Raw genomic sequence first — 24,342 nt, forward strand, 5'->3', positions numbered from 1 at the left:
AATTTTTTGTATACCCGTGTACACTGAATCTTGTGTAGACTGAAAATATTTATAGCTGTCTCGTCTATAGCCACATGGGCATTATCGCCAACGAAGCCGTATTTTCGCCCAGCTATGTCCCCGACAGACTCCCCCACAGGGAGCAACAGCTACAGCAGCTCGACACGTTGTTTGGCGGATGGCTGAGGAGCCCCGGCAACCACTACCCAAGAGCTACCCTCCTCGGCAGGCCGGGCACCGGCAAAACAGTCACCTTGCGCAAGCTGTGGGAGCTCCGCAGAGGCGAGGCGGCGGCGCGGTTTGTCTACATCAACGGCTTTCTATTCCGCAACTTCACAACCATCGTAGGCGAGATAGCCAAGTCGCTGAATATACCCTTCCCGAGGCGGGGCCTCAGCCGCGACGAGTTCCTGGCCCTCCTCGTTGAACACCTCCGCGAGAGGGACATCTACGTTTTTCTAGTTCTAGACGACGCCTTCAACTTCGCGCCAGACATACTCTCGACTTTTATCAGACTTGGGCAAGAGACCGACAAGCTCGGGTCTTTTCGAATAGCCCTCGCCGCCGTGGGCCACAGCGATACGATCCTCAACAACCTGGACCCGTCCACCAGAGGCATCATGGGGAAATACGTCGTGCGTTTTACGCCATATACAAAAGACCAGATCTTCGACATATTGCTCGAGAGGGCGCGGGCGGGGCTCGCAGACGGGTCCTACAGCGAGGAGATACTCCAGATGATCGCGGATATAACCGGGGCGCAGAGTCCGCTTGATACAAACAGGGGAGACGCCCGGCTCGCGATAGACATTTTATACAGAGCAGCCCACCTTGCTCAACAAAGCGGCAGGAGACAGATAACGCCAGAGGACGTCAGAAGATCATCCAAGGAGGTCCTATTCGGCGTCTCGGAGGAGGTGCTCGTGGGCCTCCCCCTCCACGAGAAGCTCTTCCTACTGGCGGTCGTCAGAACGCTTAAGACCACCCGCGCCCCATACGTCTCCTTCGGCGACGCCGAGGAGGTGTACAAGATGATATGTGAAGAATATGGAGAGAAGCCCAGGGTACACAGCCAGCTGTGGACCTACCTAGGGGATCTACGGGAGAGGGGCATAATCGAGACGCGGCAGAACAAAAAAGGCGAGGGCATGAGGGGCCGCACGACGCTAATATCCATAGGGACGGAGCCTCTGGACACGCTAGAGGCCGTCCTCACCAAGATGATAAACGAGGAGCTTAAATGATAGAGCTCATTCTGGGCTCGCCCCTCCGCATACGTATCGTCCTAACCCTCTGGAGGTTTGGAGAGCTAAACGCCACAGAGCTCGCGAAGAGACTTGGGACAAACTACAGACAGCTGACGGCACACATCAAGACGCTGGCAGAAAACGGCATAGTGGAGGAGAGGCGTATAGGCAGGGCGAGACTTGTAAAACTGCGGAACACAGGGTTTGTGGAGGCCCTCGCGAAGGCCTTAGCCGAAGCCGAGGAGGCTCTGTTGAGGAGAGCCTCCGCTTAACCATCACCTTTTTAGCCACCGACATACCCACAGGCGTGGGGGCTAGGTTCGAGCGATATGTCGTCGATCTACTCCCGGCTCTAGGCCTTACGCCCAAGGCCACCCGCTACAAGATATACCGCGACGGCGTTGAAGTGGGCGAGGTAGACATCCTCGCAGTTGACCAAAACGGCAACACCTACGCCGTAGAGGTAAAGGCGGGCAAGGTGGACGTCAGCGGCGTCAGGCAGGCGTACGTAAACGCAAAGCTAATAGGGGCCAAGCCCCTCGTCATCGCTAGAGGCTATGCCGACGAAAACGCGCGCCAGCTGGCCAAGGAGCTGGAGGTAGAAGTCGTCCTTCTGCCGGACTACATCTTCCTGTCTATAGACGACTTATACACGGCTTTCACCAACGCCTTTGCCCGCTTCCTAGCCACCGCAGTCGCCGTAGCAGCCGCCCTCGACAAACGCGAGATGGACGCCGTGGAGAGTTGCCCAGACTTCCAGTGCCTATGCGAGAAAGTGGACTGCGAGACATTCTTTAGGAAACTCCCAAGGGAGGCGAAGAACTACGAGCTACTTGTCTCCGTTGTGAAGGCGGTTAGACACCTCCCAGCGCTGTGTGGAAGGCTGTAGGGATCTCCGCCTTGGGTTCCCGCGTGACAAGGTCAAGGCCAACCAGGAGGATGAGGCGTAGGCTTGTCGTAGCCGCTCTGCTTACAGTGGGGGCGCTGGCGCTACTCCTAGACGAGCCGACGGCAGGTGTCGACGTGGTACACGCCCTCGAGGTGGGGTACGCCAAGTCGAGGGGGCCCCGAGTCGCGCGGTGTGACCCGAGGGCGGCCGCGGGTCCCGGGGAGCCGCAAAGGGGGCTTGCGCGGAAACGCCGGCAACAGATAATAACCTGGCGCAAGTCGGCCATATGGAGAAGCTTGTAGAAGAGGTGAAGAGGAGGTTTAAGCCGAAGATAAAGCCAATAGAGTGGAGGGGCGATAGGCTGATCCTCCTCGACCAGAGGCGGCTGCCATTTGAGACGAGGTACGTCGAGGCGAGGACCGTGGCGGAAGTGGCGGACGCCATACGGAACATGGTGGTAAGAGGCGCGCCTGCCATAGGCATAACAGCCGCCTTCGGCATGGTTATATCTCTCCTGGAGTCGAGGCCCAAAACGGTGCAAGAGGCGCTGGCCGTGCTAGCCTCTGCAAGAGACCAACTCTCTAAGACAAGGCCGACAGCCGTTAACCTCTTCTGGGCGCTCGACCGCATGTACAACAAGGCCCAGGCCCTCGCCACATCTACAACATCGGTGGAAGAGCTCGAGGCTGGACTGGAGAAGGAGGCGGTGGCCATATTCGAAGAAGAGCTCGAGGCTGAGATAAGGATGGGTCTCTACGGCGCTGAGCTTCTGGAAGACGGCGACACTGTGTTGACCATTTGCAACGCCGGAGGGTTAGCCACAGGCACAGGGCTTGGCACAGCCACCGCCCCCATCTACGTGGCGAACATGTTGGGAAAACGAGTCTCCGTAGTAGCCCCAGAGACAAGGCCTTGGCAACAGGGGGCTAGGCTCACCGTCTACGAACTCGTCCAAAACGGCGTAAATACGACACTTATCGCGGACACAGCCGTAGGCCTCGTCATGTACCGCAAACTAATCAACCTAGTGATGGTAGGGGCCGACAGGGTGTTGCTAGACGGCCACGTCTACAACAAGATAGGCACCCTCAACGAGGCCGTGCTCGCGAGGGAATTCGGCATTCCGTTCTACGTATTAGCTCCAACGAGCACCATAGACCCGCGTAGCAGAGTAGAAGACGTCAAGATAGAGGAGAGAGATCCGGACGAGGTGCGCACCGCGAGGTCGGAACAGGGCGTGGTCTATGTAACCATGAGGGACGTCCCCGTCTACAACCCAGTCTTCGACGTCACCCCTCCGAAGTACATTACAGGCATAATAACGGAGCGGGGCATCGCGACGCAGCCGCTACATAAAACACTACGCCGTCTGTTGAAGAGCTAGTTCGAAAAACGCCGTTTGAAGACGCGATATATACTTAAAAAAGAGGCCTCTGGCAATATACTATACAAAGGTGAAAAATTTTTTAAGTCAGGTGATCCAATGCCGGCAATGAGGTTTGAAATAGTAGAGAGAAAGCTTGTCGAAGCCTTAATCATACTCTTAATCAACGCAAAGGGCCGCGTGGTCAGCATCAAGGCCACCTCTCTAGCCAAGCTCGCCGGCCTTGGCACAGACCACAGCGCCATCTTGCGAGCCGCCAGGCTCCTACAGAAGCTGTCGAGACACAACTTCCTCTCCACCGCGCCAGACATAAAAAGAAACAAGACCTACCGCTACGTTCTAAAGGAAGACGACGAGCTGTGGCAACTGGCAAGAAGAGACCCGGAGAGGGCCAAGGAGCTACTCGTCAAAATCCTCCATAGATGAACATACATGGAATAGAGATCGACGACGAACTCTACAAGCATTTTCTCCAGTTTCTTTCCGACAGCGAGATAGACGCCCTATTTCTCTCAATCACGAGACCGCCAAGGCGGTACTACATAAGGGTGAACACGGCAAAAACCACGAGAGAGGAGCTCATCGGGCGGTTGAGAGCGCGCGGGGTGACTGCCTACCCAGACGAGCGCTTTGACGACGCCTTATGGATGCCGGTGGAGGGCCCCTTTAAGATACCCACCGCGAGGAAAAGGGTAGTGGTGGACAAGAAAGCCGCAGAAAGCGTTATGATGGGCGCCGACCTCTACGCCCCAGGCGTGGTAAAGACAGACCACGTGAGACGCGGAGAGGAGGTAAACGTGGTGTCGGACAACGGCGTTGTGGTAGCCTTCGGAGTCGCCGTTTCGGACAGCGACGAGGTGATGAAGACGCGGAGGGGGCTTTACATAAGGGTTGAGACGTCTCTGTATAAAACGCCCAAGATCCGAGATCTCCCAGAGTACAGAGACGGCCTCTTCTACAGCCAGAGCCTGCCCGCCATCGCCGTAGGCCACGTGGCGAAAAGAGCCGGCGCGGCCACCGCCGTGGATCTCAACGCGGCTCCCGGCGGCAAGGCAACCCACCTCGCCCAGATGGACATGCGGGTTGTGGCCTTTGACAGATCGTGGCCGAAGATCGAGAGGCTGAAGAGAGAAGTCGAGAGGCTGGGCCTAGCCGGCAACATAGACGTGATACTGCACGACAGTAGATACGTGGATAGGGACTTCCCCAGGCTCCGCGCCGACCTCGCCCTTGTGGATCCCCCCTGTACAGACATTGGGGTGAGGCCGAAGATATATCACAGGGTCACCATGGAGATGGCTAAAACGCTATCCCGCTACCAGCTACAGTTCCTCAAAACAGCCCTAAAGATCGCGTCAAACGTGATATACTCGACATGCACCCTGACTTACATAGAAAACGAAGATGTGGTGAAAAAGTCAGGCGCCGTACCGGCCGACGTTGGGTTAGACGTGGGAGGGCCCGGCTGGGGCTGTCCAGAGTGCAGACGGTTCCTTCCCCACGTACACGACACGCCGGGCTTCTTCATAGCGCTCCTCAGCCGCCGGTAGACGAAAGGGATTTCACGGTCTTCGACACGTAGAGGTCGCACTGCTTCTTAAAACTACAGAAGCCGCAGGCGGGGGGGCTCTCCCCCCTCAACCTACGCTCCACAGCTTTACAAAGATTCCTTATGTAGTACTGCGGGAAGCAGTCCCTACATACAAACACGTCGCCGTAGATATACGCCACGTTCTTGAAGTTCACCTCGTTTCCACATACGGCGCAGCGAGGCATATGTGTAAGACGCTAGAGGTAAATAAGCTTGGCAAACTTATATTACCGCCGCTCCGAGGCTGATATGGCTGGCGCACTCTTTAAGCCGTATACGATCGAGGAGGGGGCCTACCTAGTTAAACTGGCGAGGCGCGCAGTCGAGATCTTCCTAAAAACAGGCCGGGTTGTGGAGCCGGAGGGTCCGCCGGCCAGGCTACTGTTGGACAACTACGGGGTGTTTACGACCATAGAGACCGCCGGCGAGAGGCTGGAGCTCCGCGGCTGCATCGGGTACCCGGAGGGGTATAGAAACGTAGCCTACGCCACGATCCACAGCGCCATTGGCGCCTGTTGCCAAGACCTGAGGTTTCCAGCTCTACGCCTGGAGGAGCTCCCAAACGTCGTCTTCGAGGTATCTGTCCTAAGCCCGCTTAGCCTCGTGACGGAAGACCCGAGGAAATACCCAGAGGTGGTGCAGGTAGGCCGCCACGGCCTGGTGGTGAGGCGCGGCCCCTACTCCGGCCTCCTCCTCCCCCAGGTAGCCGTCGAAGAGTGCTGGGACCCTGTAGAGTTCTTGATACACACCTGCGTAAAGGCGTGGCTCCCCGGCGACTGTTGGCTAGACAAGAGGACGAGACTCTATGTCTACGAGGCCCAGATCTTCCGCGAGACGGCGCCAGGCGGCGATGTGCAAGAGCGGGATCTTAAGGCGGAGGCCGCTAGATGTAGTCCAAAAACTCGCCGATAAAGCGGATGGTGAGGTAGTCGAGGTATTGGCCCCCCACGGCCACGAGCCTCTTTTCCCCCCTCTTCACGACGTAGACGTACGAGTCGCCCAACTTCGCCTGAAGAAGATCGACGTCTAAGCCCTCCAACTTGTCTAGACCCTCCACCCTCGCTCCTAGCTCCCTATCCCCAAGTTTCACATAGGTAAACCCAAGCAGGTCCCTCAGCTCTTCAAGCGAGGAGGGAATGTAGCCAACTCTGCCGTAGGGAGGAATAAGCTTATCTATCCTCTCCCTGAGCTCCCCCACCTGCCTAATGATCTCCTGTTCCCCAGGCGTATACCTGGCTACCGCCTCCGCCTGAGGCGGCGGAGGCTGTCTACGGGCTATGAAAAAGATTATGAAGCCCAACACCGCAACCGCCGCCGCCAACAACGATAGCTCCAACACTTGAAGATACATAGAGATGCCACAGTTGTGTGTATATAATGGTTACAATTAAAAACAGACCAGAAGCGGTGCCGCGTAAAAGCGCTTCAAGACCTTGGCAAGTTGCACTGCGGAGCCAATGCGTTTGGTTCAGCATGGGCATCTCTTCACAGGTCAGGAGACCCTTAGCTCGTCACCGTTGATACCTCGCCATAGGTATTTATGCGATTATACGTTTCCGCTGCCGCGACAAGGCCTTGCCCAGCCTGTGCATGTTCCCGAGAAGCAACATGGTAAGACCCAGCGCCACGAGCTCCGGCTCGCCCCCGATAGCCCCCATCGCCAACACCACAGCCCCATACACCGCCACCATGTGTATGAACATGCCGCTATCTACGTCGCCTGATTTAAGAACTACGCTTAAACAGATTTATAGGCAATGGCTACAGCTGTGTCGGTGAGGTCGCACGGGGACGGGCTGAACATGATGTAAATTCCGCGCGTCTGAACCACGCTCCAACATAACCGAAAGCCTCTACGGTCGCCATGCAAGAGATCAGCCGACGCCCTTGGCAAGAAACAGCAACCGAGGCCCTTGCTGTGGAAATCCCCTTTAGAGCTGAGAAGGGATCTTAAAGGCGGGCTCAGCCGCGAGAAGTGTCTTCACCTCTCTGCAAGTCCTGGAGTCATCAACGTTTATAAAATATGGACATCGGTCTATATATGCTTAAGATAGAGGAGATACTCAAGAAACTCGAAGAGGTGGACAAGGCGGTGAAAAGCGCCGACGAGGTAAAGATGAAGGCGCTAGCTCTCTCGGACCAGATTTCTAGGAAGTACTCCGACGAGATCGTGAAGAAGATAGAGGAGATAGTGAACAACGCCGTTGTTAACTACAAGAAAAACGCGGCAGAGGAGGCGAAGAAGCAAGCTGAGAAGATACTTCAAAACGCCGAGGAGCGAGGCAGAAAAATACTCCAGAGATACCAGGAGAGAAGGGGGGAGCTCGTCTCTAGAGCCCTAGCTATCCTCAATATATGAAGTTCGCCGTATCCGGCGCCGCTTCGGCGATCTTACGCCGGCCGCAACTCGGGCCTAGGGTAAGGGGGTTGAGGATAAGGGAGCTTCCCCGGGACAAGCTCATTTCGTTGATCTACGCCAACTCGCTTGAGGAATTTCTAAACACGTTGAAGACCACCCCATACGCGGTAACGCTAGATAGGCTAAGTAGAGACAACCTCGGCGAGCTCAGGCGGGAGCTCGTAAAGCTGTACCTCGACAGAGTTAGATCGATCTACCTCAGCGCCGGCGGTGACGCAAAAGCCGTGGTGCTCTCCTCCCTCAAGTACTTCGAATACGAAAACATAAGGAACCTAGCCATCGCGATAAAGGCCGGTAGAAACCCGGAGGAGTACATACTATGGGAACCCCTCGAGTTCACAAAGAGGCGCCACATCATTGCAAACCTCCTCGGGGCGAAAAACGTGGAGGAGGTGGGCGAGCGGCTTAAGGCGGCTAGACACATGGCCTACAAGGCCTTCGAGCTGGCGACTAAATACGGCGAGGACAAACTCTCGATTTTTCTAGATAGGCAGTGGATTGAGGACTTCTCCACAACTGCGCCGACGGGGAGAGATAGATCTCTCGCCACGTTTGTGGCAGACATAAGGGAATACTTCAACGTGCTGGTCGCCATCAGGGCGAGGATATGGGGGCTCGCCGAGGAGCTGGACGAGCTGGCAGTTGGAGCCCCGACCCCCCTCGTCACATCGGCGGTAAAGGACCCACCAGCCAAGTTTCTGGAAAACGCAGGCGGAACGCCGTGGGGCAAGGTCCTCCTCGATATGGTCGCCGAGGCGCCGACGCTGGAGAACATATCTATAGCTATGGACAATATATACCCAGCGTATGTGAAAAAGCTTTCAGATATATACACGGCGAGGTACTCCGAGTTCTCCCTCGGCGCTCTGGCGGCCCACCTGGAGTACATGAGGGCGGAGGTTATGACCCTCGTCAGAGCCGCCGCGTTGCTGGCAGAGGGGGTACCAACAGAAAAAAGAAGAAAAGTGTTTGAACCTCTCGCGAGGACTTAAGCCGTAAACACCAACAGGCCAATCAACAGGCCGTAGATCGCCACAGCCTCAGCCAGCGCCAGATATATCAAGTACCAGATCCTTTCCTGCGGCCTCTCGACCAGCGCCGACATGGCGGCGGCACCCGCAAGGCCTAAGGCTATCCCGGCGCCAAGACCAGCGAGGCCGGCGGCGATGCCAGCCCCCAAGTATTTTTCGCCTCCTGTGTGTGTTGTCTGTGCCATTGCCAACATCGCCATTAACACAATTGCAGATAGCGCTTTGGCGTTCATATGCGCCAGACCTCTTAGGTTTTTAAGTATTGACGTAGCTCTTCTATCTTCCTATCGATGAGCGTCTCAACTTCTTTTACCTCGTTCTTTATGTTGGCCATGGCCCTCTCAATTTCCTTGTCTATTAGCTCCTTTACGGTGGTGTTTAGATCCTTCATGGACATGTGGCTGTTGGACCTACTGTCTTATATACGTGATGTTATTATCTTTCTCCTTATGAACTCCTCTCTTTCGCCTTCCTCAAGCGCCAGCCTTATGTACTGCATGTTTTCTCTTATGCGTGGGATTATCACGTAGTCTATGCTGTTTATCATCCTCTGGTACTCCCTAACCCTCCTCAGGAGGGTGTAGAAGAGCGTCTCCTTTTCTGCGAACTCCACAAGCTTCTTGAGGAGCTCTCTCATCTTCACGAGGGCTACGTCGAGCTCCGCGGCCTCCGTGGCGAGGCTGTAGGTGGGGTAGGTCACGTAGTTGCTGACCTCGAGGCCGGTGTGCGTCCCCCTGTTTACCAGCTCTACCTTTACGGTTTTGGGGGTGAGCTCCGCTATGTTTTCTACCCTGTCGATGCCGGTCTTGGCTATCGCGATTTTGAAGTTGGTTGCTACCTCGACGAACCCGTCGGCTATCTCCCGCCTCAGCCTTTCTAGGTCGGGTATGAGGGCTCTGATCCTCTGTATTGTGGAGTTGCGCGCGTCCTCCAGGGTTTTTTTCATTCTCTGGAAAAGCACCAGCTGCCGCCTAAGCCTTATCAGCTCCAGCCTGGATGGGGGTGGTCTAAACGCCACTTGGCCCACAACGCCAAGTTTTTTAAATATTGCCTAGAGGGCGTCGTGAAGGAGACCTGGAGACTCGTGAGGAGGGTTGTGGAGGACGGCGATGTGGTTTTGGAGGTCCTAGACGCCAGAGACCCCCTGGCCACAAGGAGCGAGGAGGTGGAGGAGCTTGCGGATAGGCTCGGCAAGAGGCTTCTCGTCGTGTTGAACAAGGCCGACTTGGTGGAGAGGGGGCTTCTCGAGGAGTGGAGGAGGTATTTCGAGGGTCTGGGGAGGGCTGTGGTGTACATCAGCGCCAAGTATAGGCTGGGCACCCGGAGGCTGATCACCGCCATCAGGTACCTGGCCCCTAGGATCCCCGCCACCGTGGTGGTGGTGGGCTACCCCAACGTCGGCAAGTCCACAATTATCAACTACCTCAAGGGGCGGCATGTGGCGCCCACCAGCCCGAAGCCCGGCTGGACTAGGGGCGAGCAACTCGTGAGGGCTAAGAGCTGGCTCTTGGTGCTGGACACGCCGGGCATCGTGAGGGCTACAACCACGGGGGACCTAGCGCTTGACGTAGTTAGGGGGTTGGTGGATCCCGGCACCGTGGACGACCCAGTGCCGTACGCATACGCTCTGCTCAAGCGCGTGTTGAGCTACAACCCGGACGCCCTTAGGGAGGCCTACGGCGTTAACTGCGGCTTGGAGGAGGCGCTGGAGGAGATCGGGCGAGCTAAGAAGAGGCTTCTGAGGGGGGGTAGGGTGAACGTGGAGGAGGCGGCGCGTATCGTGTTGAGAGACTGGGTGCTCGGGAGGCTGAGGTACGCGGCGCCTCCGCCTAAACAGATATAAACACCCGGCGGATCCCGGCCGTGTGGTTGTCTATACTGGCGGCGGCTCTAGCCGTGTTCGTGGTTTTTGTAAACCCCTTCGCGAGGCCTCTCTACGCCACGGCCCCCGTAGACGTCGGAAATTTCGAAATAACAGCCGGGGGGGAGGTGGACAGGTTTCTACAGATCCCGCCGGCTTTAGCCGCCGCCGTCGCCGTGGCGTTGCTCGCCGCCGCTGTATATGTGGAGTTTTTCGCGAAGCTGAGGGTAGGGGGGTTGCCTAAGGTTCTGGCTCTGTTGGCCTTGGCCTACGCGGTGCCGCTTCCATATCTCTATCTGGTGAAGTTCAGCGACGTGGTTGTCGTGGTGAGCAACTTCGCGATGTATCTATCCCTCCCCATGTTCGGCCTCGCCCTTCTCGTGGCCGTCACCGAGAACCTCCTGGTCCCCAGGAGGAGGGCTAGGGTGATCGCTGATCTGTCAGTGACAGAGGAGAAGACCGAGAGGGGGACGTGATCTACTGCTTTTTCTGTATGCGGAGGCTCGACGTGTACAACGTCGTTAGGATAAGGTCCGAACTCTCGCTCCCCCTATATACCTACTCCTGCGACGAGTGCCTACTTAAGTACAGCGATCTGATCCTTGAGGTCGTGAAACGAGGCGAGAAAATTCCCAATTTTTCCAATAGGCACAATAGGAACGCCGTCCGAAATAGCGGCGGCTTCCGTAGAGGTTACTACAAGCGGTACAACAGAGGGGGCAAAGGCCTGTAGCTTTGTGAGGCACCTCCTGACCTTTTCTAGGTGTCTACGAGCCACCTCGCTCCAGCGGCCGCCTTTCCACCTCTTGGCCTCCGCCACGAAGGCCACCTCCCGGCTCCACGCAACCACGTCGAACTCGGCGCCTCTGCCGCAGCTCAGCCTGACGTTTGACGCCACCATGTATCCAAACTCCGAGAAGACGTGGCGTATAAACTCCTCGAACTCCCTCCAGTCTAGGTACCTGGCGTAGCTGGAGACGTCTATGCCCAACTTCAGCGCCTTGTAGAGGACGTACCCCCTTGTGGAGGGCTCCCGCCCGTCGAGGAAGCCGGCGTCCCTCAGCACCTCCAAGGCAGATCTGTCCCCGGCGAGATATCTCTTCACCGCCGCCTCTAGGCCCGCCACGTTTTAAAACTGCGGAGCGGCAATAAATACGTGATGATGAGCTGTGTGTGACCGGTGATCGAGGTCCAAAGCGCTGAGGCGTAGCAAATTTAATATAGCTCAGACAGCTACGTGCCGTGGGTTGCAGATCGGCTACCACATGTTCTCCCGAGGCCTCTCGGGAGGGGGATCTAGAGGTCGACGTGTTGGTTGTGGGAGGCGGCCTCGGGGGGTTGGCCGCCGCTCTGGAGCTTAAGAGGTACGGCTACAGCCCCAAGGTTGTGTACGTGGGCCGCCTAGGGGGACACCACGTGTTGGGCAACGCGCCGAGGTATTCAGAGGACGTCGACGTGCAGTCCATAGTTGGACGGTCCCGGGAGCTCGACCTCGTCGAGGGGTTTTTCGACGGGGTCTACGTCTACAGCGGCGGCGTGCGGTACAGAGCTAGATATAGACATCTGGTGTTGGCCACAGGCGGCGTTGATGTGCCCATCGCTTTCCCCGGCGGCGGAGGCGCGCCGCAGAAGACGGCCGAGGAGGTTATGGAGGCGCCGCCCAGCGGCCTCAAGATCGCCGTGTGGGGAACCACCGAGTGGGGCCTCCGCACGGCTATTACGCTTAGGAGGGCCGGCAACGACGTCGTCGTCCTCGACAACTCTGCCTACCTAAGGGACGTCAAGTACTTCGAGAAGGTCAAGGCCTCGGCGGACTTCCCCATCGCCACGGCGGTGAACATAAGGGAATACACACGCGGCGTTGTGAAGTACTTGGCGATGACGGAGAAGAGGAAGGCGGAGGTTAGAGAGGAGAGGGTCGATCTGCTCGTGTCCGCCGTTAGGATGGTCAACCCGTACGTCCCGGCAAAGCTCGGGTTTAGGGTCTACTACAGCTTCGAGCTCAACTCCCTGGTGCCTAGGCGGACGAACACGGGCGAGTTGCTTATACTAGACGCGGCGGGGAAGGCGGTGGGCGGCAGCAACGTCTACGCTACGGGGCACCTCTACGGCGCCTTGAGGGAGAGCCACGTCGTGGAGCAGGCCAGGCTACTGGCGGCGTATATAGCTACAAAAGACGGCCTAGAGAGCCCAGACAGAGTTAAAGACGGGCTCGACCGCTTCCTCGCCAAGCTAGCTGTGGAGGCCAACTGGCTGTTCAACCTCGGCGGTAGGCTGGAGCGGGGGACCGACGGCACTGGGCGCTATGTGGAGCCCAACGTGATAGACGTCCCCCACTGGGCCTCCTACTGGCCCCAGAAGGAAGAGGTGGAGGAGGACCTCGTCGTGTGTCCCTGCGACGGGACGCCCCTCGGCAAGATATTGGAGGAGGTGAAGAGGGAGAACAGGCTGAGGGAGGTGAAGGTCACGATCACGCACGAGGAGACAGACCTGTTGAGACAGCTCAAGGTGCCGCGGCTACATTTCGGGGAGTCCGTATGCGCCGAGTCCGTGTGTATACCCTACGCCGCAATCCTCCTGGGCGCTCTGCTGGCCCAGAAGCCCTCCTACTTCCTCTATGGGAAGCCTGCTATGCTCTACGCCGAGATGAGCTGACCGAGGAGACTCCTCAGTCTCTCGAGCCCCTCTTTTGTGCCCGACTCCATCTTGACCCTCAGCAACGGCTCGGTGTTGCTCGGCCTAATCAACAGCCTACCCTCGGCCGTCCTCACGTCTATCCCGTCTAGCTCGTAGAACTCCAAGCCGGAGGCCCTCCTCTTGGCCTCCTCGACCGCCCTCCTCGGATCGCCTACCCTTAGGTCTATCCGCTCCTCGTAGACCTTGGGGGCTTCCTCCAGAACGCGGTCTAGGGTTGTCCCCGCCTCCGCCACCGTCTTGAGGATCTTCAACGCCGCGTAGATACCGTCGTCGAAGTAGTTGTTTTCCCTGAACCCTATATGTCCGCTGTATTCAGCCCAGAAGATCGCCCCATGTTTGGCAGCTGTGGGCTTCTGGAAGCTGTGCCCTACCCGTTGCCTAACCACCTTGACCCCCCTCTCCTCGGCGACCTTCTCCAGATACAGCGGCATGGTGACGTCTAACACGACCACGTCCCCCGGCTTGGCGTAGTAGTTGAGGAGGGCGTACACCATCTTCTCCGGCCTAAAAATCCTGCCCTCCGCCGTGACCAAGCCCACCCTGTCGCAATCTCCGTCGAGTGCTATGCCTACGTCTAGCCTTTTCTCGACGACTAGCTTCTGTAGCTGCGCCAAGTTCTCCGCCTTTTCTGGGTCAGGCAGGTGGGCGGGGAACCGCCCGTCTGGGCGGTCGTTTATGGCGGCGACGTTTTTAAAGGCCCTCTCCAGCAAAGGCTTGAGCAAGACGCCGGCCGCATTTGCTGGGTCGAACCCGACCGAGAGGTCCAACTTGCCGAAGATCTCGGCGTAGTGGTCTATGTATCTTGACAGCATATCTCTCACGTATACAACGCCGCGGCCGGCCGGAGGCGGTGTCTCCAACATGGAGGCCAGCTGCTGTATCTCGTGGCTCTCCAGATCTCGGCCGCCCGGCCTCATGATCTTCATGCCGTTGTACTCGGGCGGGTTGTGAGACGCCGTTATCATGACCGCCGGCTTGTTGAGTACGTACGAGGCATAGTGCGTCACAGGCGTCGTGGAGGTCCCTATAAACACCACGTTGCTGGAGGATAGGAGCCCTCTAGACAGAGCCTCCGCGATCCTGAAGGAGTGGGTTCTCACGTCCATGCCCACTACGACGTCCTCGCCCCCGAAAAACTTAGAGATGGCTACCCCGATCTTCTCCACAAGCTCCATGGTTAGCTCTCTGTCGACGACGCCGCGTATGTCGTATGCCTTAAACACCGTCATGGCCCACCAACCACTACAAAGTTATATATTTTGACGGTGGTACACCTGTGAAGCTTGGCGGAGTTGCAGATCTGCCGCTACACGACGGCCAGGTGCCCCCCTGGCTACTCTCCCGCATGCGTAAGCTGGCGGCTCTGATGCTACACGTCATGAACGACCTCTACGGCCCGGACGGGATAGTGGAGAGGTTTGCACATCCCGTCTTCTTCCAGGCCTTCAACAACGTAATAGGCATGGACTGGGACAGCTCTGGGAGCACGACTGTGACGACGGCTGTGGTGAAGGAGGTTCTGCGCGACTCCCCCATCCCCGTCAGAGTGGCCGGGGGCAAGGGGCGCCGCGCCTTAGAAACGCCGGCTGAGCTTACAGAGATAGCGCGGCGTTTTGACCTAGACGCCGAAGCTCTCGTGACCGCCTCTAGGCTCACCGCCAAGGTGGACAACGCCTTGGTGCAAGACGGCTACCAGATATATCACCACGCCTTCTTCGTCTCAGCTTCAGGTAGGTGGGCCGTGGTACAGCAGGGGATGAACCCCGAGGTTAAGATGGCCCGGCGCTACCACTGGCTATCAACAGACGACTTCTTCAACAGCCCCCACACGGGGATAGTGGGGGTACGCCGCTCCAGAGTCCTCAACCTGGCGTCTAGATACAGCGCTGACGACAGAGCCGTCGTGTTGGAGCTGATAAACGGGGGGCCCCAGAGGGTCGCCAGGCACCTCGCCGCCCTTAGAGGCCAGACGACGCTTGTGGGAGCCGCCTACTACCACCCCTATATGAGGATAGACGTCGATGTCAGAGCCGTCTTGAGGAATCTGCCGCCTCCGGGCTCCGTGTCGAACTTCAGGGAGCTCCTGCTTAAACACGGGGTGGGGCCTAAAACGCTGAGGGCCCTGGCGCTTGTGGCCGAGGTTGTTTTTAAGGCCCCGGCCGACTGGAACGACCCCGCGGTGGACCCCTTCAAATTCGCCTTCGCGGTAGGGGGGAAAGACGGCGTGCCCTACCCAGTGGACAGGAGGACCTACGACGAGCTCATCGCGTTGCTGGACGCAGTAGTGGAGAGGGCAAGGGGCGACCCAGGGCTCTACCGCTACCTCTCCCACCTCGCCAAGAAGTCGGAGAGCTGGAGGTTTCCAGCGGAGAGGAAGAGGCCGACCTAGGGCGTTTCGAAGCAGGTGGGTCTGTACTGGGCCCACTGCGATATGCGGGCGGGGTCCTCCAGCACATATCTGCCCACGATCTCGAAGTCCGCCCCAGCCTCTATCGCGGCCCCCGGTCTGCCGCCCTGGGGCCCTATGCCCGGCGAGATGATCCTATAGCTACACCCTATCCTCTTCCTCGCCTGGGCGACCACCTCGGGCTGGTTGCCGGGGAGGACGAAGCCTCTGACGTCTTGCACGGAGTTTAGCAACTTCTCCCACATTTCGTCGTATATGGTAGGCGCGGTCATCTTGACTAGCACGTATACGTGTTGTCCCCTGGGGAGGGAGGGGTGGAGGAAGCCGTGGACGATTACACAACAAGCGCCTCTGTTGACGAGCTTCTCCACTACTCTGCTGGCGACGTGCGGCACATCCGCGATCTTTAGGTCGACGATCACGTTGCCGTATCTCGCAATTTCGCCTACTATGGAGATGCCCCCCTCGAATATCAAATCCCAGCCCACCTTGAACCCAGCCACGGCGCCTTTCAGCCTCTTCGCCACGTCGATGGCCTTTAGCACTTCTGTGTCTAGGGCAACAACCAGAGGAAGATTCGCCGCCATACGTCAAGCGTCGGCAACACTAGGTTTTAAACTTATGTGTTGCGCGGCAGGTGTCTATAAAAACAACGCCACACCTAGGGCTATGTGGCGCGGGAGAGATGTGATTTCTGCACGCGATTTCGGTAGGAGGGATCTCGAGGAGCTCTTTGAGACGGCTAGGTACATGGAGAAGTACTCAAAAAGCCGGCTGGAGTTCCTAAGGGGCAGGGTGATGGCAGTGGCGTTTTTCGAACCCTCGACGCGCACCAGGCTTAGCTTCGAAGTCGCCATGAGGAGGCTCGGGGGCGACGTCATCGGCTTCTGGGGCGCCGAGGGCACCAGCGTAGAGAAGGGCGAAACGCTTGTGGACACCGTCAAGATGTTGGACGCCTACTCCGACGTCATAGTGGTCAGGCACCGGTACGAGGGGGCATCTAAGCTGGCGGCCGAGGTGGCGGAGAGCCCTGTGATAAACGGCGGCGACGGCGCCTTCAACCACCCTACACAAGCCATGCTCGACGTGTACACCATGTGGAGGGAGTTCGGGACCGTCGATGGGCTAAACGTCGGGCTAATAGGCGATCTGAGACATGCGCGTACGGTAAACAGCCTCTTGGAGACCCTTACCAACTTCAGAGTAAGGGTCTACCTCATCTCGCCTGAGTATCTCCGCCCGCGTGTGGAGACCATCGACTACGTCCAGTCGAGGGGGCTCAAGCTCAGCTTCCACACCAACGTCGAGGAGGTCATCCACGAGCTGGACGTGTTATACGTCGTTAGGATCCAGAAGGAGCGGTTTATAGATCCGCTGGAGTATGAAAAGGTGAAAGGCAGCTACAGGATCACCGTCGACATGTTAAAAAACGCGAGGAGACACCTCATAATACTCCACCCCCTCCCCAGGGTCGACGAGATAGACCACCGAGTCGACGCGACGCCACACGCCAGATACTTCAGACAAGCGGCGTTGGGAGTGCCGCTGAGGATGGCCCTTCTGTACTTGATCCTGCAGTCATAACAACGGCCCCCGCCCTTTCGGCGAGTTGGCCCGGGGCTAGCGGCGGCGCTCTTCCCTGTAGACCGTAGCACGCCGTCGTATGCATAAATATATAGCTCAACTTTGTGCCGATGGCGGTAGATGTGGCGGTAGACGGGCCTCAGAGGTTTCTCGGGAGAGATGGGAAGACCGAGTTCGTGATACGGGAGGCCCAGATGGGGGATCTGCAGGACGTGGTAAATATCAACAGGAGGGTGCTCCCCGAGAATTACCCCGTCTGGTTCTTCGTGGAGCACCTCGAGCAGTTCCCGAAGGCCTTCGTGGTGGCCGAAGTCGGCGGCAGGGTGGTGGGCTACGTGATGTCGCGTGTAGAATACGGCTGGAGCAACATCGAGAAGGGGAGGCCGGCTAGGAAGGGCCATATCGTCTCCGTGGGCGTTCTGCCGGAGGCGAGGCGGCTCGGGATAGCCACGGCGATGTTGAAGAGGGCTATGAAGGCCTTGAAGACCTACTACGGCGCGTCTGAGGCATACCTAGAGGTGCGGGTGTCCAACAAGCCTGCTATATCCCTCTACGAGAAGCTCGGCTACAGAGTCGTGGGCAGAGTTCCGCGTTACTACAGCGACGGGGAGGACGCCTACATAATGGCCTGCACACTATAGAGGGCACAAAACAAAATATTTAAGTGGGAGAAGGTGGATGCTCGTGTTTAGCCCGTTGATCAAGTGGCAACTGAGGGGTATCGAGAAGACCGACCTCGACCCTCTGAAGTTTAGGGGGACAGCCAGGCTCTTCAACCTCCTGGGCTTGGGGGTTTTGAGCGCCGGCGGCGTTTTCACGGCGCTGGGGGCGCTCCCCCTCGGCCCTCTGTTCCTCGGCGTAGGGGCTCTGCTCTTCTTCTTCCCCAAGCTTGTGGTCTCTCTACGCGCCGGCTCCATCCGCGAGCTCTTGACCACCGAGATGGTTTTCTTCACGGCGCTTGTCCAGATGGCCTTCGCAACGAAGGCCCACCTGAACCTAGTCATCGAGAGGATGATGCGCTATAGGGAGCTCCCAGGCGTGAGAACCCTAGCGATAGCCGCGTGGAACAACGCCAAGATGATCGGCATGGAGCCGATGGACGCCATGAAACGCGCCGTGGAGAAGCTGGCCCCCCAGAAGCTGGTGTACCGCTTCAACTCCCTATACACCTCCCTCCGCATCGGCGAAGATATCGTGGCGAAGCTCTCCCTCTACATGGATATGGACATCGTGGAGTTCTCGACGGCTATGCAGAGGCGTATGGACAGGCTGACGTCCCTCATATCGTCCCTAGTGGTGGGCCTAGCGATGCTGTCGGTCACGGCGGTGGTCATCGGGAGAGGTAACCCGGCCATGCTCGTGCTAATGGGCGGCCTCCTCCCCGCCATCTTAGGCGTCGTCATGGCCCTCTTCATAAACGTGCCGCTTATGAAGATGGACTTTAGGATCCCCCCGCTCCTCTTTGGCATCGCCGCAGCCGTCGCCATGATCGTGCTGGGCTTCACGCCGATGTCCTTCTACGCGCCGCTCATCGCCTTCGGCATAGCACTGGCTGGGTGGGTTATCACGCGGGAGAGGGTCGACGCCAAGGCCTTCGAGAGGGGGTTCATGGACTTTGTATATACGGTGTTTGACGAGCTTAAGAGGGCCCCCTCCGTCTACCGAGCGGTTGAAAACGCCATAACCTTCGGGGACTACGGCCCGTTTAACAGCAAGGCGGCCGCGCTCTTGCAGACCATGAAGGTGGGAGACAGCAGGCTTGAGGATGTAGCTTTAAAAGGCATGCAACCGGTAATGTCTGTGATATTGAGGATGCTCTTGGATATATACCGCCTCGGCACGTTGCCCCGATCCACCATAGACCAGCTACAGAACTTCGTGGTGAAGCTCTTCGAGTACAGGTCCGAGATCGGCAGGACGTTGAACATAACCCGCTTCCTCGCGCTCGCGGGAGCCGCCATGGTGGCCTTCGTAAACACCTCAATGATTAGGCTGACTGAGGCGATGTCTAAGATCTCCGGCGGGGCGCAACTGGGCGGCATAGGCATGAGCATGCTGTATCTAGCGCTCGCCATAATGTCCGTGGGGTACTACTTCCTCTTCACCAAGATAAGCTTCTCCACTAGAGGCGGGCTTCTGTATTTAGCCCTGCTGTATCTGGCCGTATTCGTTGCGTCGTTTGCGGTGGGAGTGTTCCTCAAGGCGTAGGCCATGCTGGACTTTAGACTCGACTCCTGCAGGGGGGCGGTCGTTGAGGAGTACCCCTCCGAGGGGGCCCGCATCCAGATATACAGGTCTGAAGACGGGTACTGCTACAACGTGGCGTACGCCTTCCCCTACTCGGAGAAAGTGGGCGAATACGCCTACAAGGTGGTGGAGTACCTCACGGCCAACCAGATAATTAGGCCTAACCTCACCAGGGAGGAGCTCGGCAAACTTATCGAGATGGCCATGGCGGACATTGGGGTTCCGAGGCAGCTACGCGCCGCCGTGAGGTACTACGTCCAGCTCGAGGCCGCCGACTACTCCTACCTCACGCCGATTCTCTACGACATAAAGCTGGAAAACGTGAACATAAACGGCACAGACAGCCCCATCTATGTGGATCACAGAGACTACGGCTACAACGTGAAGACCAACGTGATACCTACAAACAAGGAGACCCTGATCAAGGTCATAGGGAGGGTCTACGCGGAGACCGGCCGCCCGCTGAACGAGCAGTACCCCATACAGGATACGTACATACGCCTCAGAAACGGGGCGCTTCTGCGCTTCGCCACTGCGATGTCTGGCAGAGTGGCGAGAAACCCGCCCTACGTATCCGTCCGTATACAGCCTCCGCACCCCATATCGCCCACCGAGCTGATAAAGAGGCGCACCATCTCCGCCTTAGCGATGGCCTATCTATGGTACCTATTCGAGCACCACAAGTCGGTGATGGTTGTTGGCGGCACCGGCACGGGCAAAACGACGTTGCTAAACGCGTTGCTCGTCCTTCTGCCCCACAAACGCCTCGCCATAGCGGAGGAGACCCCCGAGATCAGGATGCCTCCTAGCTACCAGAACGTGGTTATGCTTTTCACATCGCCGATGTACGACTACATGAAGAACCTGCCCGGGTCGGAGTCCGCGATATACCTAATAGACCTCGTCAAGTATCTGCTCCGCGCGAGACCTGACATCATCGTCATAGGCGAGAGCCGCGGCAGAGAGATCCACGAGCTGATACAGGGAGTCTTGACGGGCCACGGCGGCGCCACCACCTTCCACGCCGAAGACATAATGGAGGTGTTTATGCGTCTCACAGGAGAGGCCATGGGGGTATCCTCGGAACACATATCCGCGTTCCACGTGACGGCCACGATAAAGAGGTTCGAGTTCGGCAGAAGGGTCACCTCCATCACCGAGGTCGTCTGGCTCAGGGCGTATCCATACGCCGCGCCGGGCAAGATAAAGATCAAGGAGGAGGAGTTCGGGCTTATAAACGTGGGCTGGTACGACCAACGTAGCGACACAGTAGAGGTGGATCTGAGGCGGTCCTACTGGCTTCAGAAGCTCGGCGGCTATGACGAAATAGCGGAGAGGGCTAAGTTCCTCACGTCTCTGGTGGAGCGGGGGGTCTTCGACGCCGAAAAGGTGGGCGAGGCGGTGAGGGAGTACTACAGGCAGAAACATGCTCTACTACGGAAGGCCTGAGGATCTGGCGAGGGCCGTGCGGCGCGAGATCGAGCTGCTAGGTGCTTTGCTCAACATCGACGAGAGGCTGGACGCCTTCATAAAGAGGAAGATAGAGCTACTGAACAGATGTCTTTCCCAGGTGGAAAGGCTGCCGCAGGGCGAGTACCAGCTTATCGCCGTGGGCGGTTGTGAAATAGTGCCGATATGATCGACCTCTACATAGCGGGGGCTGTGGCGGTGCTTTCGGCGATGGGCGGCATCTTCATAAAGGACTTAAAGGCGTTATCTATCTTCACAGTTCTGATAGCCGCAGCCGCCTTCTTGTTGGCATACGCCGTGGGTATGCCTGCCGTTGTGCTAGGGCTGGTGGGCCTCTCCACCGCCGCGGTAAAGATGGGGAGGGCCGGCAAACGCGTCGTCGAAAGGAAGGTGCGCACCTATAGGTCGCGGAGGAGGCTAGCGGGTCTTGAGGAGTCGGTGAGGGCCATACCTGAGAACATACTCGACGTGGTGCCCGCGGGCTCCGTGAGGGCGATACATCCGAAGATCGTCGGCTTAGTCGCCTTAATCAACGACGCCTACTCCAAGGGCTACACGGTAGAGGAGCCCGCCTGGTTCAAAGTGGTTAGGCAGTACCTCGCCTCGGTGGGGCCTCAATACACCGCGGATAGGGCGAAGGTGATCTCGGAGTATGAGGTAGTCGAGCTGGAGCGTTAGTTTTTATGCCCGTTGAGGCGTCCTACGTCCAAGGAAGCGCTTAAAAAGGCCTGGGCGCAGACGCCCTGTGTCCTTTGAAATAGTTGCTAAGGACTTGGCCGGGAGGGTGGGGCTACTCCACACGAAGAGCGGGGTGGTGGAGACGCCGGCTCTCTTCCCGGTTGTAGACCCTAGGAAGCAGGAGGTGCCTCTGGAGGCGGTCCAGCGGTATTTTGGACAGGTGATCACGAACTCGTACTTCATATATAGGCTGACCGGGGGGAGGGCCGTTGATGTGAAAAAGATGCTGGGGTGGGGCGGCGTCGTTATGACGGACTCGGGCGCCTACCAGATCTTGAGGTACGGCACCGTGGAGGTTGACCCAGATGAAATTCTGCGCTTCCAACAGAAGATCGGTAGCGACATAGGCGTAATTCTAGACCTCCCCTTCGACTACGAGGAGCCGTACGGAAGCGCGTTGCTCAAGGTGGAGGAAACCATCAGGCGGGCGAAGAGGGCCGCCGCCTATCTGAAGGAGATGGACATGTTGGTGGTGGCGCCTATCCAGGGAGCTCTCTACGCCGACCTCCTCGCCAGATCCGCCAGAGAGCTTTCGAGACTGGGCTTCCACATATTCGCCATAGGGAGCCCCACCACCTTGCTGGAGGAGTATAGGTTTGACCTCATCCTCAGGGTGGTTCTAGAGGTGAAGGCCAACATAGCTAGGGAGGCGCCTATACACCTATTTGGGGCAGGGCACCCGCTGGTGTTGCCCTTCGCCGTGGCGCTGGGGGTGGACCTCTTCGACAGCGCTTCCTATATACTCTATGCGCGAGACGACAGAATCATACTTAGGGACCGCACTCTCCGTCTAGACGACGTTAAGACAGACTACCTCCCATGTAGCACTAAGCTCTGCTACACGCCTGTGAAAGAGCTAAGGGAGATGCCCAAGCAGGAGCGCACGCTTCTAATAGCGGAGCACAACCTGGCCGTCCTAAGGGAGGAGCTCCTGGAGATAAGACAGAGAATTCACGAAGGCACCCTCTGGGAGTACCTGGAAATCAAGGCGAGGGCGCATCCGACGCTGTATAGGTTCCTCAAGTCTATCGACCGCCGTCTACTGGAGGAGTACGACCCGGAGACGCATCCAGATCCACACGGCCTCTTCTTCTACTCAGACACCGCACCGCGGAGGCCGGAGCCGGCGAGACACAGGGAGAGGCTAAACAACGTAGAGCCCCTCTCTAGGAGGGCCGTCGTTATAAAGGTGGAGGAGAAGCCGTACAACCGCAACTGGCAGTACCTCTACCTGAAGAAGACGCTGGGGGACCGCGCCCACATACTCTTCTACGACCCCATCTTCGGGATTATTCCAGAGGAGATCGCTGAGGTGTACCCGCTGTCTCAAAACGAGTCAGAGGGCGAAGACGAGGAGGCTAGGGCACACGCCTATGAGTGGCTGAGGCGCTACGACCTGGTGGTGCTGTACAACGTCGATATCCCGCTGATGGGGAAAAAGGTCGTTAAGGCCAGATCTCTGGAGGAGGTAGCGCTATATATACAGCCTTGAGGTCTCCTCCCTCTTGCTCTGCTCCTCGAGCCTCCTGCGCACCTCCTCCAACTCCCTCTCCAGCTCCTCGGCCATCTGCCTAAGACCGCTGGTGTCTATCGAGATGCCGAAGAGCTTTGAGAAAAAGTCGACGGCGATGCTTGCTGCGTATGGATCCGCGGGCCTGGTGACGTCCGCATAGGGCAGAACCACAAGGGCGGGGAAGTCGAGCTCTTCGAAGAACGAGGTTAGGAGGGCGAGGGGGCCCACGATCTGGAGCCCCTGCTCAAGCACCTTGGCTCCGCCGGTAGGTAGCCCGGCTCTTCCATAGGCCGAGGTGTAGACCACGCGCAGTAGGTCGTCGCCCTTACGTAATCTGCCGTCTAGCCCCCCGAAGAGGACGGCGGTTTTAAAGCCGTTGGCGGCTACCCAGTGGGCTAAGGCCCTAGCATAGTCGTATGTGGCGGCTTCGTGGATGCCGTAGTTGTTCACGACGCCCACGACGCCCCCGCCGCAGGAAAAGATCTCGTTCTGTAGCAGAAGCCGGCCTCCCTCTATAGACACCACGGGGGGCTCCCCCCTGTACCTCACCACGCCCACGACTTCGCAGTTTCTCGCTATGTACTTGGTGGCCAGATGGCCCACTATGCCGATCCCGGCGAACCCCGTTATAAACACCTCGTAGTTCTCCACCGGCTTGAAGACCTTGAATTCTATCTTCATATCTTATCTATAGACTCGTACGCCTTTGTAAGCTTGTCGATCTCCTCAACGTTTTCCACGTACTCAAGCTGCGTGCCGCAGACCGGGCACACCCCGCCGTAGTTTACGGCTTGGTCTAAGGTGTAGCGCATGTGGCAGGTTGGACAGACGTAGTACGCCCCCTCGGTCAACGACTTAATCAAGGAGGATATCTTCTCCTTCGCCACCTTCGCCCTGTTTTTTATCGCCTGGCGTATCACGTCGTCGTCGACGTACCAAGTGTACTCGATCCTGTAGTCCTCCGTCGTCCTCTTCTTAACGCCGACCAGACCGAGTTTCATCAGGTACTGCAGTATCCTCCTAGTCTCCGCCGTGGATATGTTCAAGAGTATCGCAACTCTGTCGTCTGTCAGATCCTCCTTACGGTCGTAGAGAAGTTCGACAACCTTACGCGCAAGTCTCCCATACTCAGGGCTGTCGAACTCCCAAGCCACGGACTTCTCGACGATATATAGGTAGGCCTCCTTCACGCCACCTACCCCCTACGCCTTTATAAGTTTGACAGAGGTCTGCCGACTTACGGCCGTCGGCGACGAATCAGACG

General features: G+C 57.9%; 32 protein-coding genes. 21 read left to right on the plus strand and 11 right to left on the minus strand.

What is annotated here, in order from left to right; all coding sequences use genetic code 11:
• The first annotated feature begins 74 nt into the window (after positions 1 to 74).
• The 7 genes from TNEU_RS00005 (at position 75) to TNEU_RS00035 (ending at position 5,070) form a co-directional block, all read left to right on the plus strand.
• Positions 75 to 1,244 (plus strand): ORC1-type DNA replication protein, encoded by a 1,170-nt coding sequence (locus TNEU_RS00005; protein WP_012349381.1) that lies wholly within the window; start codon positions 75 to 77, stop codon positions 1,242 to 1,244.
• A complete protein-coding gene (locus TNEU_RS00010; RefSeq protein WP_012349382.1) occupies positions 1,241 to 1,519 on the plus strand; it encodes an ArsR/SmtB family transcription factor in 279 nt (92 codons plus the stop codon). Before TNEU_RS00005 ends, TNEU_RS00010 begins: the two co-directional genes overlap by 4 nt.
• 35 nt (positions 1,520 to 1,554) lie before the next feature.
• A complete protein-coding gene (locus TNEU_RS00015; RefSeq protein ID WP_012349383.1) occupies positions 1,555 to 2,136 on the plus strand; it encodes a restriction endonuclease in 582 nt (193 codons plus the stop codon).
• Positions 2,121 to 2,438, plus strand: coding sequence for a hypothetical protein (locus tag TNEU_RS10375; protein WP_245521962.1), 318 nt, complete (start codon positions 2,121 to 2,123; stop codon positions 2,436 to 2,438). The genes TNEU_RS00015 and TNEU_RS10375 overlap by 16 nt, the downstream gene beginning before the upstream one ends.
• Complete coding sequence (locus TNEU_RS00025; protein ID WP_012349385.1) at positions 2,423 to 3,520, plus strand: S-methyl-5-thioribose-1-phosphate isomerase; 1,098 nt, start codon at positions 2,423 to 2,425, stop codon at positions 3,518 to 3,520. Before TNEU_RS10375 ends, TNEU_RS00025 begins: the two co-directional genes overlap by 16 nt.
• A gap of 108 nt (positions 3,521 to 3,628) precedes the next feature.
• Complete coding sequence (locus TNEU_RS00030) at positions 3,629 to 3,946, plus strand: hypothetical protein (protein ID WP_012349386.1); 318 nt, start codon at positions 3,629 to 3,631, stop codon at positions 3,944 to 3,946.
• Positions 3,943 to 5,070 (plus strand): RsmB/NOP family class I SAM-dependent RNA methyltransferase, encoded by a 1,128-nt coding sequence (locus tag TNEU_RS00035; RefSeq protein WP_012349387.1) that lies wholly within the window; start codon positions 3,943 to 3,945, stop codon positions 5,068 to 5,070. The genes TNEU_RS00030 and TNEU_RS00035 overlap by 4 nt, the downstream gene beginning before the upstream one ends.
• Here TNEU_RS00035 and TNEU_RS00040 read toward each other — a convergent pair.
• Entirely contained in the window at positions 5,057 to 5,296 is a 240-nt protein-coding gene (locus tag TNEU_RS00040) for a hypothetical protein (protein WP_012349388.1), read from the minus strand. The two genes, TNEU_RS00035 and TNEU_RS00040, sit on opposite strands and share 14 nt — an antisense overlap.
• A 64-nt stretch (positions 5,297 to 5,360) precedes the next feature.
• Between TNEU_RS00040 and TNEU_RS00045 the strand changes: the two genes are divergently transcribed.
• Positions 5,361 to 6,023: a TIGR00296 family protein gene (locus TNEU_RS00045; RefSeq protein ID WP_012349389.1), complete on the plus strand. Its 663-nt coding sequence runs from the start codon at positions 5,361 to 5,363 to the stop codon at positions 6,021 to 6,023.
• Here TNEU_RS00045 and TNEU_RS00050 read toward each other — a convergent pair.
• Together TNEU_RS00050 and TNEU_RS10165 are read right to left on the minus strand one after the other, a co-directional pair.
• Positions 5,995 to 6,462, minus strand: a complete 468-nt coding sequence (locus TNEU_RS00050; protein ID WP_012349390.1) for a hypothetical protein — start codon at positions 6,460 to 6,462, stop codon at positions 5,995 to 5,997. The genes TNEU_RS00045 and TNEU_RS00050 overlap by 29 nt on opposite strands.
• A gap of 187 nt (positions 6,463 to 6,649) precedes the next feature.
• Positions 6,650 to 6,814, minus strand: a complete 165-nt coding sequence (locus TNEU_RS10165; RefSeq protein WP_012349391.1) for a hypothetical protein — start codon at positions 6,812 to 6,814, stop codon at positions 6,650 to 6,652.
• A 338-nt stretch (positions 6,815 to 7,152) separates the two neighbouring features.
• Here TNEU_RS10165 and TNEU_RS00055 point away from each other — a divergent pair, with 338 nt between their 5' ends.
• Entirely contained in the window at positions 7,153 to 7,470 is a 318-nt protein-coding gene (locus TNEU_RS00055) for a hypothetical protein (protein WP_148682246.1), read from the plus strand.
• Positions 7,467 to 8,522 carry a V-type ATPase subunit gene (locus TNEU_RS00060; protein ID WP_012349393.1) on the plus strand — a complete coding sequence of 352 codons (1,056 nt, stop codon included), beginning with the start codon at positions 7,467 to 7,469 and terminating at the stop codon, positions 8,520 to 8,522. Before TNEU_RS00055 ends, TNEU_RS00060 begins: the two co-directional genes overlap by 4 nt.
• Here the strand turns inward: TNEU_RS00060 and TNEU_RS00065 are convergent.
• Genes TNEU_RS00065 through TNEU_RS00070 form a run of 3 tightly spaced genes read right to left on the minus strand, consistent with a single transcriptional unit; the run spans position 8,519 to position 9,579 of the window.
• Complete coding sequence (locus tag TNEU_RS00065; protein ID WP_012349394.1) at positions 8,519 to 8,794, minus strand: H+transporting two-sector ATPase subunit C; 276 nt, start codon at positions 8,792 to 8,794, stop codon at positions 8,519 to 8,521. The two genes, TNEU_RS00060 and TNEU_RS00065, sit on opposite strands and share 4 nt — an antisense overlap.
• 14 nt (positions 8,795 to 8,808) lie before the next feature.
• Complete coding sequence (locus tag TNEU_RS10170; protein ID WP_012349395.1) at positions 8,809 to 8,958, minus strand: hypothetical protein; 150 nt, start codon at positions 8,956 to 8,958, stop codon at positions 8,809 to 8,811.
• A gap of 21 nt (positions 8,959 to 8,979) precedes the next feature.
• On the minus strand, positions 8,980 to 9,579 hold the full coding sequence (locus TNEU_RS00070; RefSeq protein WP_148682247.1) for a V-type ATP synthase subunit D: 600 nt from the start codon (positions 9,577 to 9,579) through the stop codon (positions 8,980 to 8,982).
• 45 nt (positions 9,580 to 9,624) lie between these two features.
• Here TNEU_RS00070 and TNEU_RS00075 point away from each other — a divergent pair, with 45 nt between their 5' ends.
• The gene (locus TNEU_RS00075) at positions 9,625 to 10,404 is read left to right on the plus strand and encodes a GTPase (protein ID WP_012349397.1); all 780 of its coding nucleotides are present in this window, start codon (positions 9,625 to 9,627) and stop codon (positions 10,402 to 10,404) included.
• 20 nt (positions 10,405 to 10,424) lie between these two features.
• The gene (locus TNEU_RS00080; RefSeq protein ID WP_012349398.1) at positions 10,425 to 10,898 is read left to right on the plus strand and encodes a hypothetical protein; all 474 of its coding nucleotides are present in this window, start codon (positions 10,425 to 10,427) and stop codon (positions 10,896 to 10,898) included.
• Between the two features lie 101 nt (positions 10,899 to 10,999).
• Here the strand turns inward: TNEU_RS00080 and TNEU_RS00085 are convergent, their stop codons facing one another.
• On the minus strand, positions 11,000 to 11,548 hold the full coding sequence (locus TNEU_RS00085; RefSeq protein ID WP_012349399.1) for a restriction endonuclease: 549 nt from the start codon (positions 11,546 to 11,548) through the stop codon (positions 11,000 to 11,002).
• Between the two features lie 116 nt (positions 11,549 to 11,664).
• Between TNEU_RS00085 and TNEU_RS00090 the strand changes: the two genes are divergently transcribed.
• Positions 11,665 to 13,077: an FAD-dependent oxidoreductase gene (locus TNEU_RS00090; protein WP_012349400.1), complete on the plus strand. Its 1,413-nt coding sequence runs from the start codon at positions 11,665 to 11,667 to the stop codon at positions 13,075 to 13,077.
• On the opposite strand, the gene TNEU_RS00095 is transcribed toward TNEU_RS00090, so the two are convergent.
• Entirely contained in the window at positions 13,059 to 14,348 is a 1,290-nt protein-coding gene (locus tag TNEU_RS00095) for a phosphomannomutase/phosphoglucomutase (protein ID WP_012349401.1), read from the minus strand. The genes TNEU_RS00090 and TNEU_RS00095 overlap by 19 nt on opposite strands.
• A 47-nt stretch (positions 14,349 to 14,395) precedes the next feature.
• Between TNEU_RS00095 and TNEU_RS00100 the strand changes: the two genes are divergently transcribed.
• Positions 14,396 to 15,508, plus strand: coding sequence for a DUF763 domain-containing protein (locus TNEU_RS00100; protein ID WP_012349402.1), 1,113 nt, complete (start codon positions 14,396 to 14,398; stop codon positions 15,506 to 15,508).
• On the opposite strand, the gene TNEU_RS00105 is transcribed toward TNEU_RS00100, so the two are convergent.
• Positions 15,505 to 16,113: an orotidine 5'-phosphate decarboxylase / HUMPS family protein gene (locus tag TNEU_RS00105; protein WP_012349403.1), complete on the minus strand. Its 609-nt coding sequence runs from the start codon at positions 16,111 to 16,113 to the stop codon at positions 15,505 to 15,507. The two genes, TNEU_RS00100 and TNEU_RS00105, sit on opposite strands and share 4 nt — an antisense overlap.
• A gap of 82 nt (positions 16,114 to 16,195) precedes the next feature.
• Here TNEU_RS00105 and pyrB point away from each other — a divergent pair, with 82 nt between their 5' ends.
• From pyrB to tgtA, 7 genes are all read left to right on the plus strand, one after another.
• Positions 16,196 to 17,110 carry an aspartate carbamoyltransferase gene (gene pyrB / locus TNEU_RS00110; RefSeq protein ID WP_012349404.1) on the plus strand — a complete coding sequence of 305 codons (915 nt, stop codon included), beginning with the start codon at positions 16,196 to 16,198 and terminating at the stop codon, positions 17,108 to 17,110.
• A gap of 110 nt (positions 17,111 to 17,220) precedes the next feature.
• Positions 17,221 to 17,751: a ribosomal protein S18-alanine N-acetyltransferase gene (gene rimI, locus TNEU_RS00115; RefSeq protein WP_012349405.1), complete on the plus strand. Its 531-nt coding sequence runs from the start codon at positions 17,221 to 17,223 to the stop codon at positions 17,749 to 17,751.
• Positions 17,752 to 17,788: 37 nt separating this feature from the next.
• The gene (locus TNEU_RS00120) at positions 17,789 to 19,318 is read left to right on the plus strand and encodes a hypothetical protein (RefSeq protein WP_012349406.1); all 1,530 of its coding nucleotides are present in this window, start codon (positions 17,789 to 17,791) and stop codon (positions 19,316 to 19,318) included.
• Positions 19,319 to 19,321: 3 nt separating this feature from the next.
• Complete coding sequence (locus tag TNEU_RS00125) at positions 19,322 to 20,806, plus strand: type II/IV secretion system ATPase subunit (protein WP_012349407.1); 1,485 nt, start codon at positions 19,322 to 19,324, stop codon at positions 20,804 to 20,806.
• Positions 20,784 to 20,996 carry a hypothetical protein gene (locus TNEU_RS00130; RefSeq protein WP_012349408.1) on the plus strand — a complete coding sequence of 71 codons (213 nt, stop codon included), beginning with the start codon at positions 20,784 to 20,786 and terminating at the stop codon, positions 20,994 to 20,996. Before TNEU_RS00125 ends, TNEU_RS00130 begins: the two co-directional genes overlap by 23 nt.
• Complete coding sequence (locus TNEU_RS00135; protein WP_012349409.1) at positions 20,993 to 21,505, plus strand: hypothetical protein; 513 nt, start codon at positions 20,993 to 20,995, stop codon at positions 21,503 to 21,505. Before TNEU_RS00130 ends, TNEU_RS00135 begins: the two co-directional genes overlap by 4 nt.
• Before the next feature lie 67 nt (positions 21,506 to 21,572).
• Complete coding sequence (gene tgtA / locus TNEU_RS00140) at positions 21,573 to 23,057, plus strand: tRNA guanosine(15) transglycosylase TgtA (RefSeq protein WP_012349410.1); 1,485 nt, start codon at positions 21,573 to 21,575, stop codon at positions 23,055 to 23,057.
• Here tgtA and TNEU_RS00145 read toward each other — a convergent pair.
• Positions 23,040 to 23,759: a proteasome assembly chaperone family protein gene (locus TNEU_RS00145; protein WP_012349411.1), complete on the minus strand. Its 720-nt coding sequence runs from the start codon at positions 23,757 to 23,759 to the stop codon at positions 23,040 to 23,042. The two genes, tgtA and TNEU_RS00145, sit on opposite strands and share 18 nt — an antisense overlap.
• Complete coding sequence (locus TNEU_RS00150) at positions 23,756 to 24,268, minus strand: transcription factor (protein ID WP_012349412.1); 513 nt, start codon at positions 24,266 to 24,268, stop codon at positions 23,756 to 23,758. The genes TNEU_RS00145 and TNEU_RS00150 overlap by 4 nt, the downstream gene beginning before the upstream one ends.
• Between the last annotated feature and the right edge of the window lie 74 nt (positions 24,269 to 24,342).

This window comes from Pyrobaculum neutrophilum V24Sta (genome assembly GCF_000019805.1).
GTDB lineage: Archaea > Thermoproteota > Thermoprotei > Thermoproteales > Thermoproteaceae > Pyrobaculum > Pyrobaculum neutrophilum.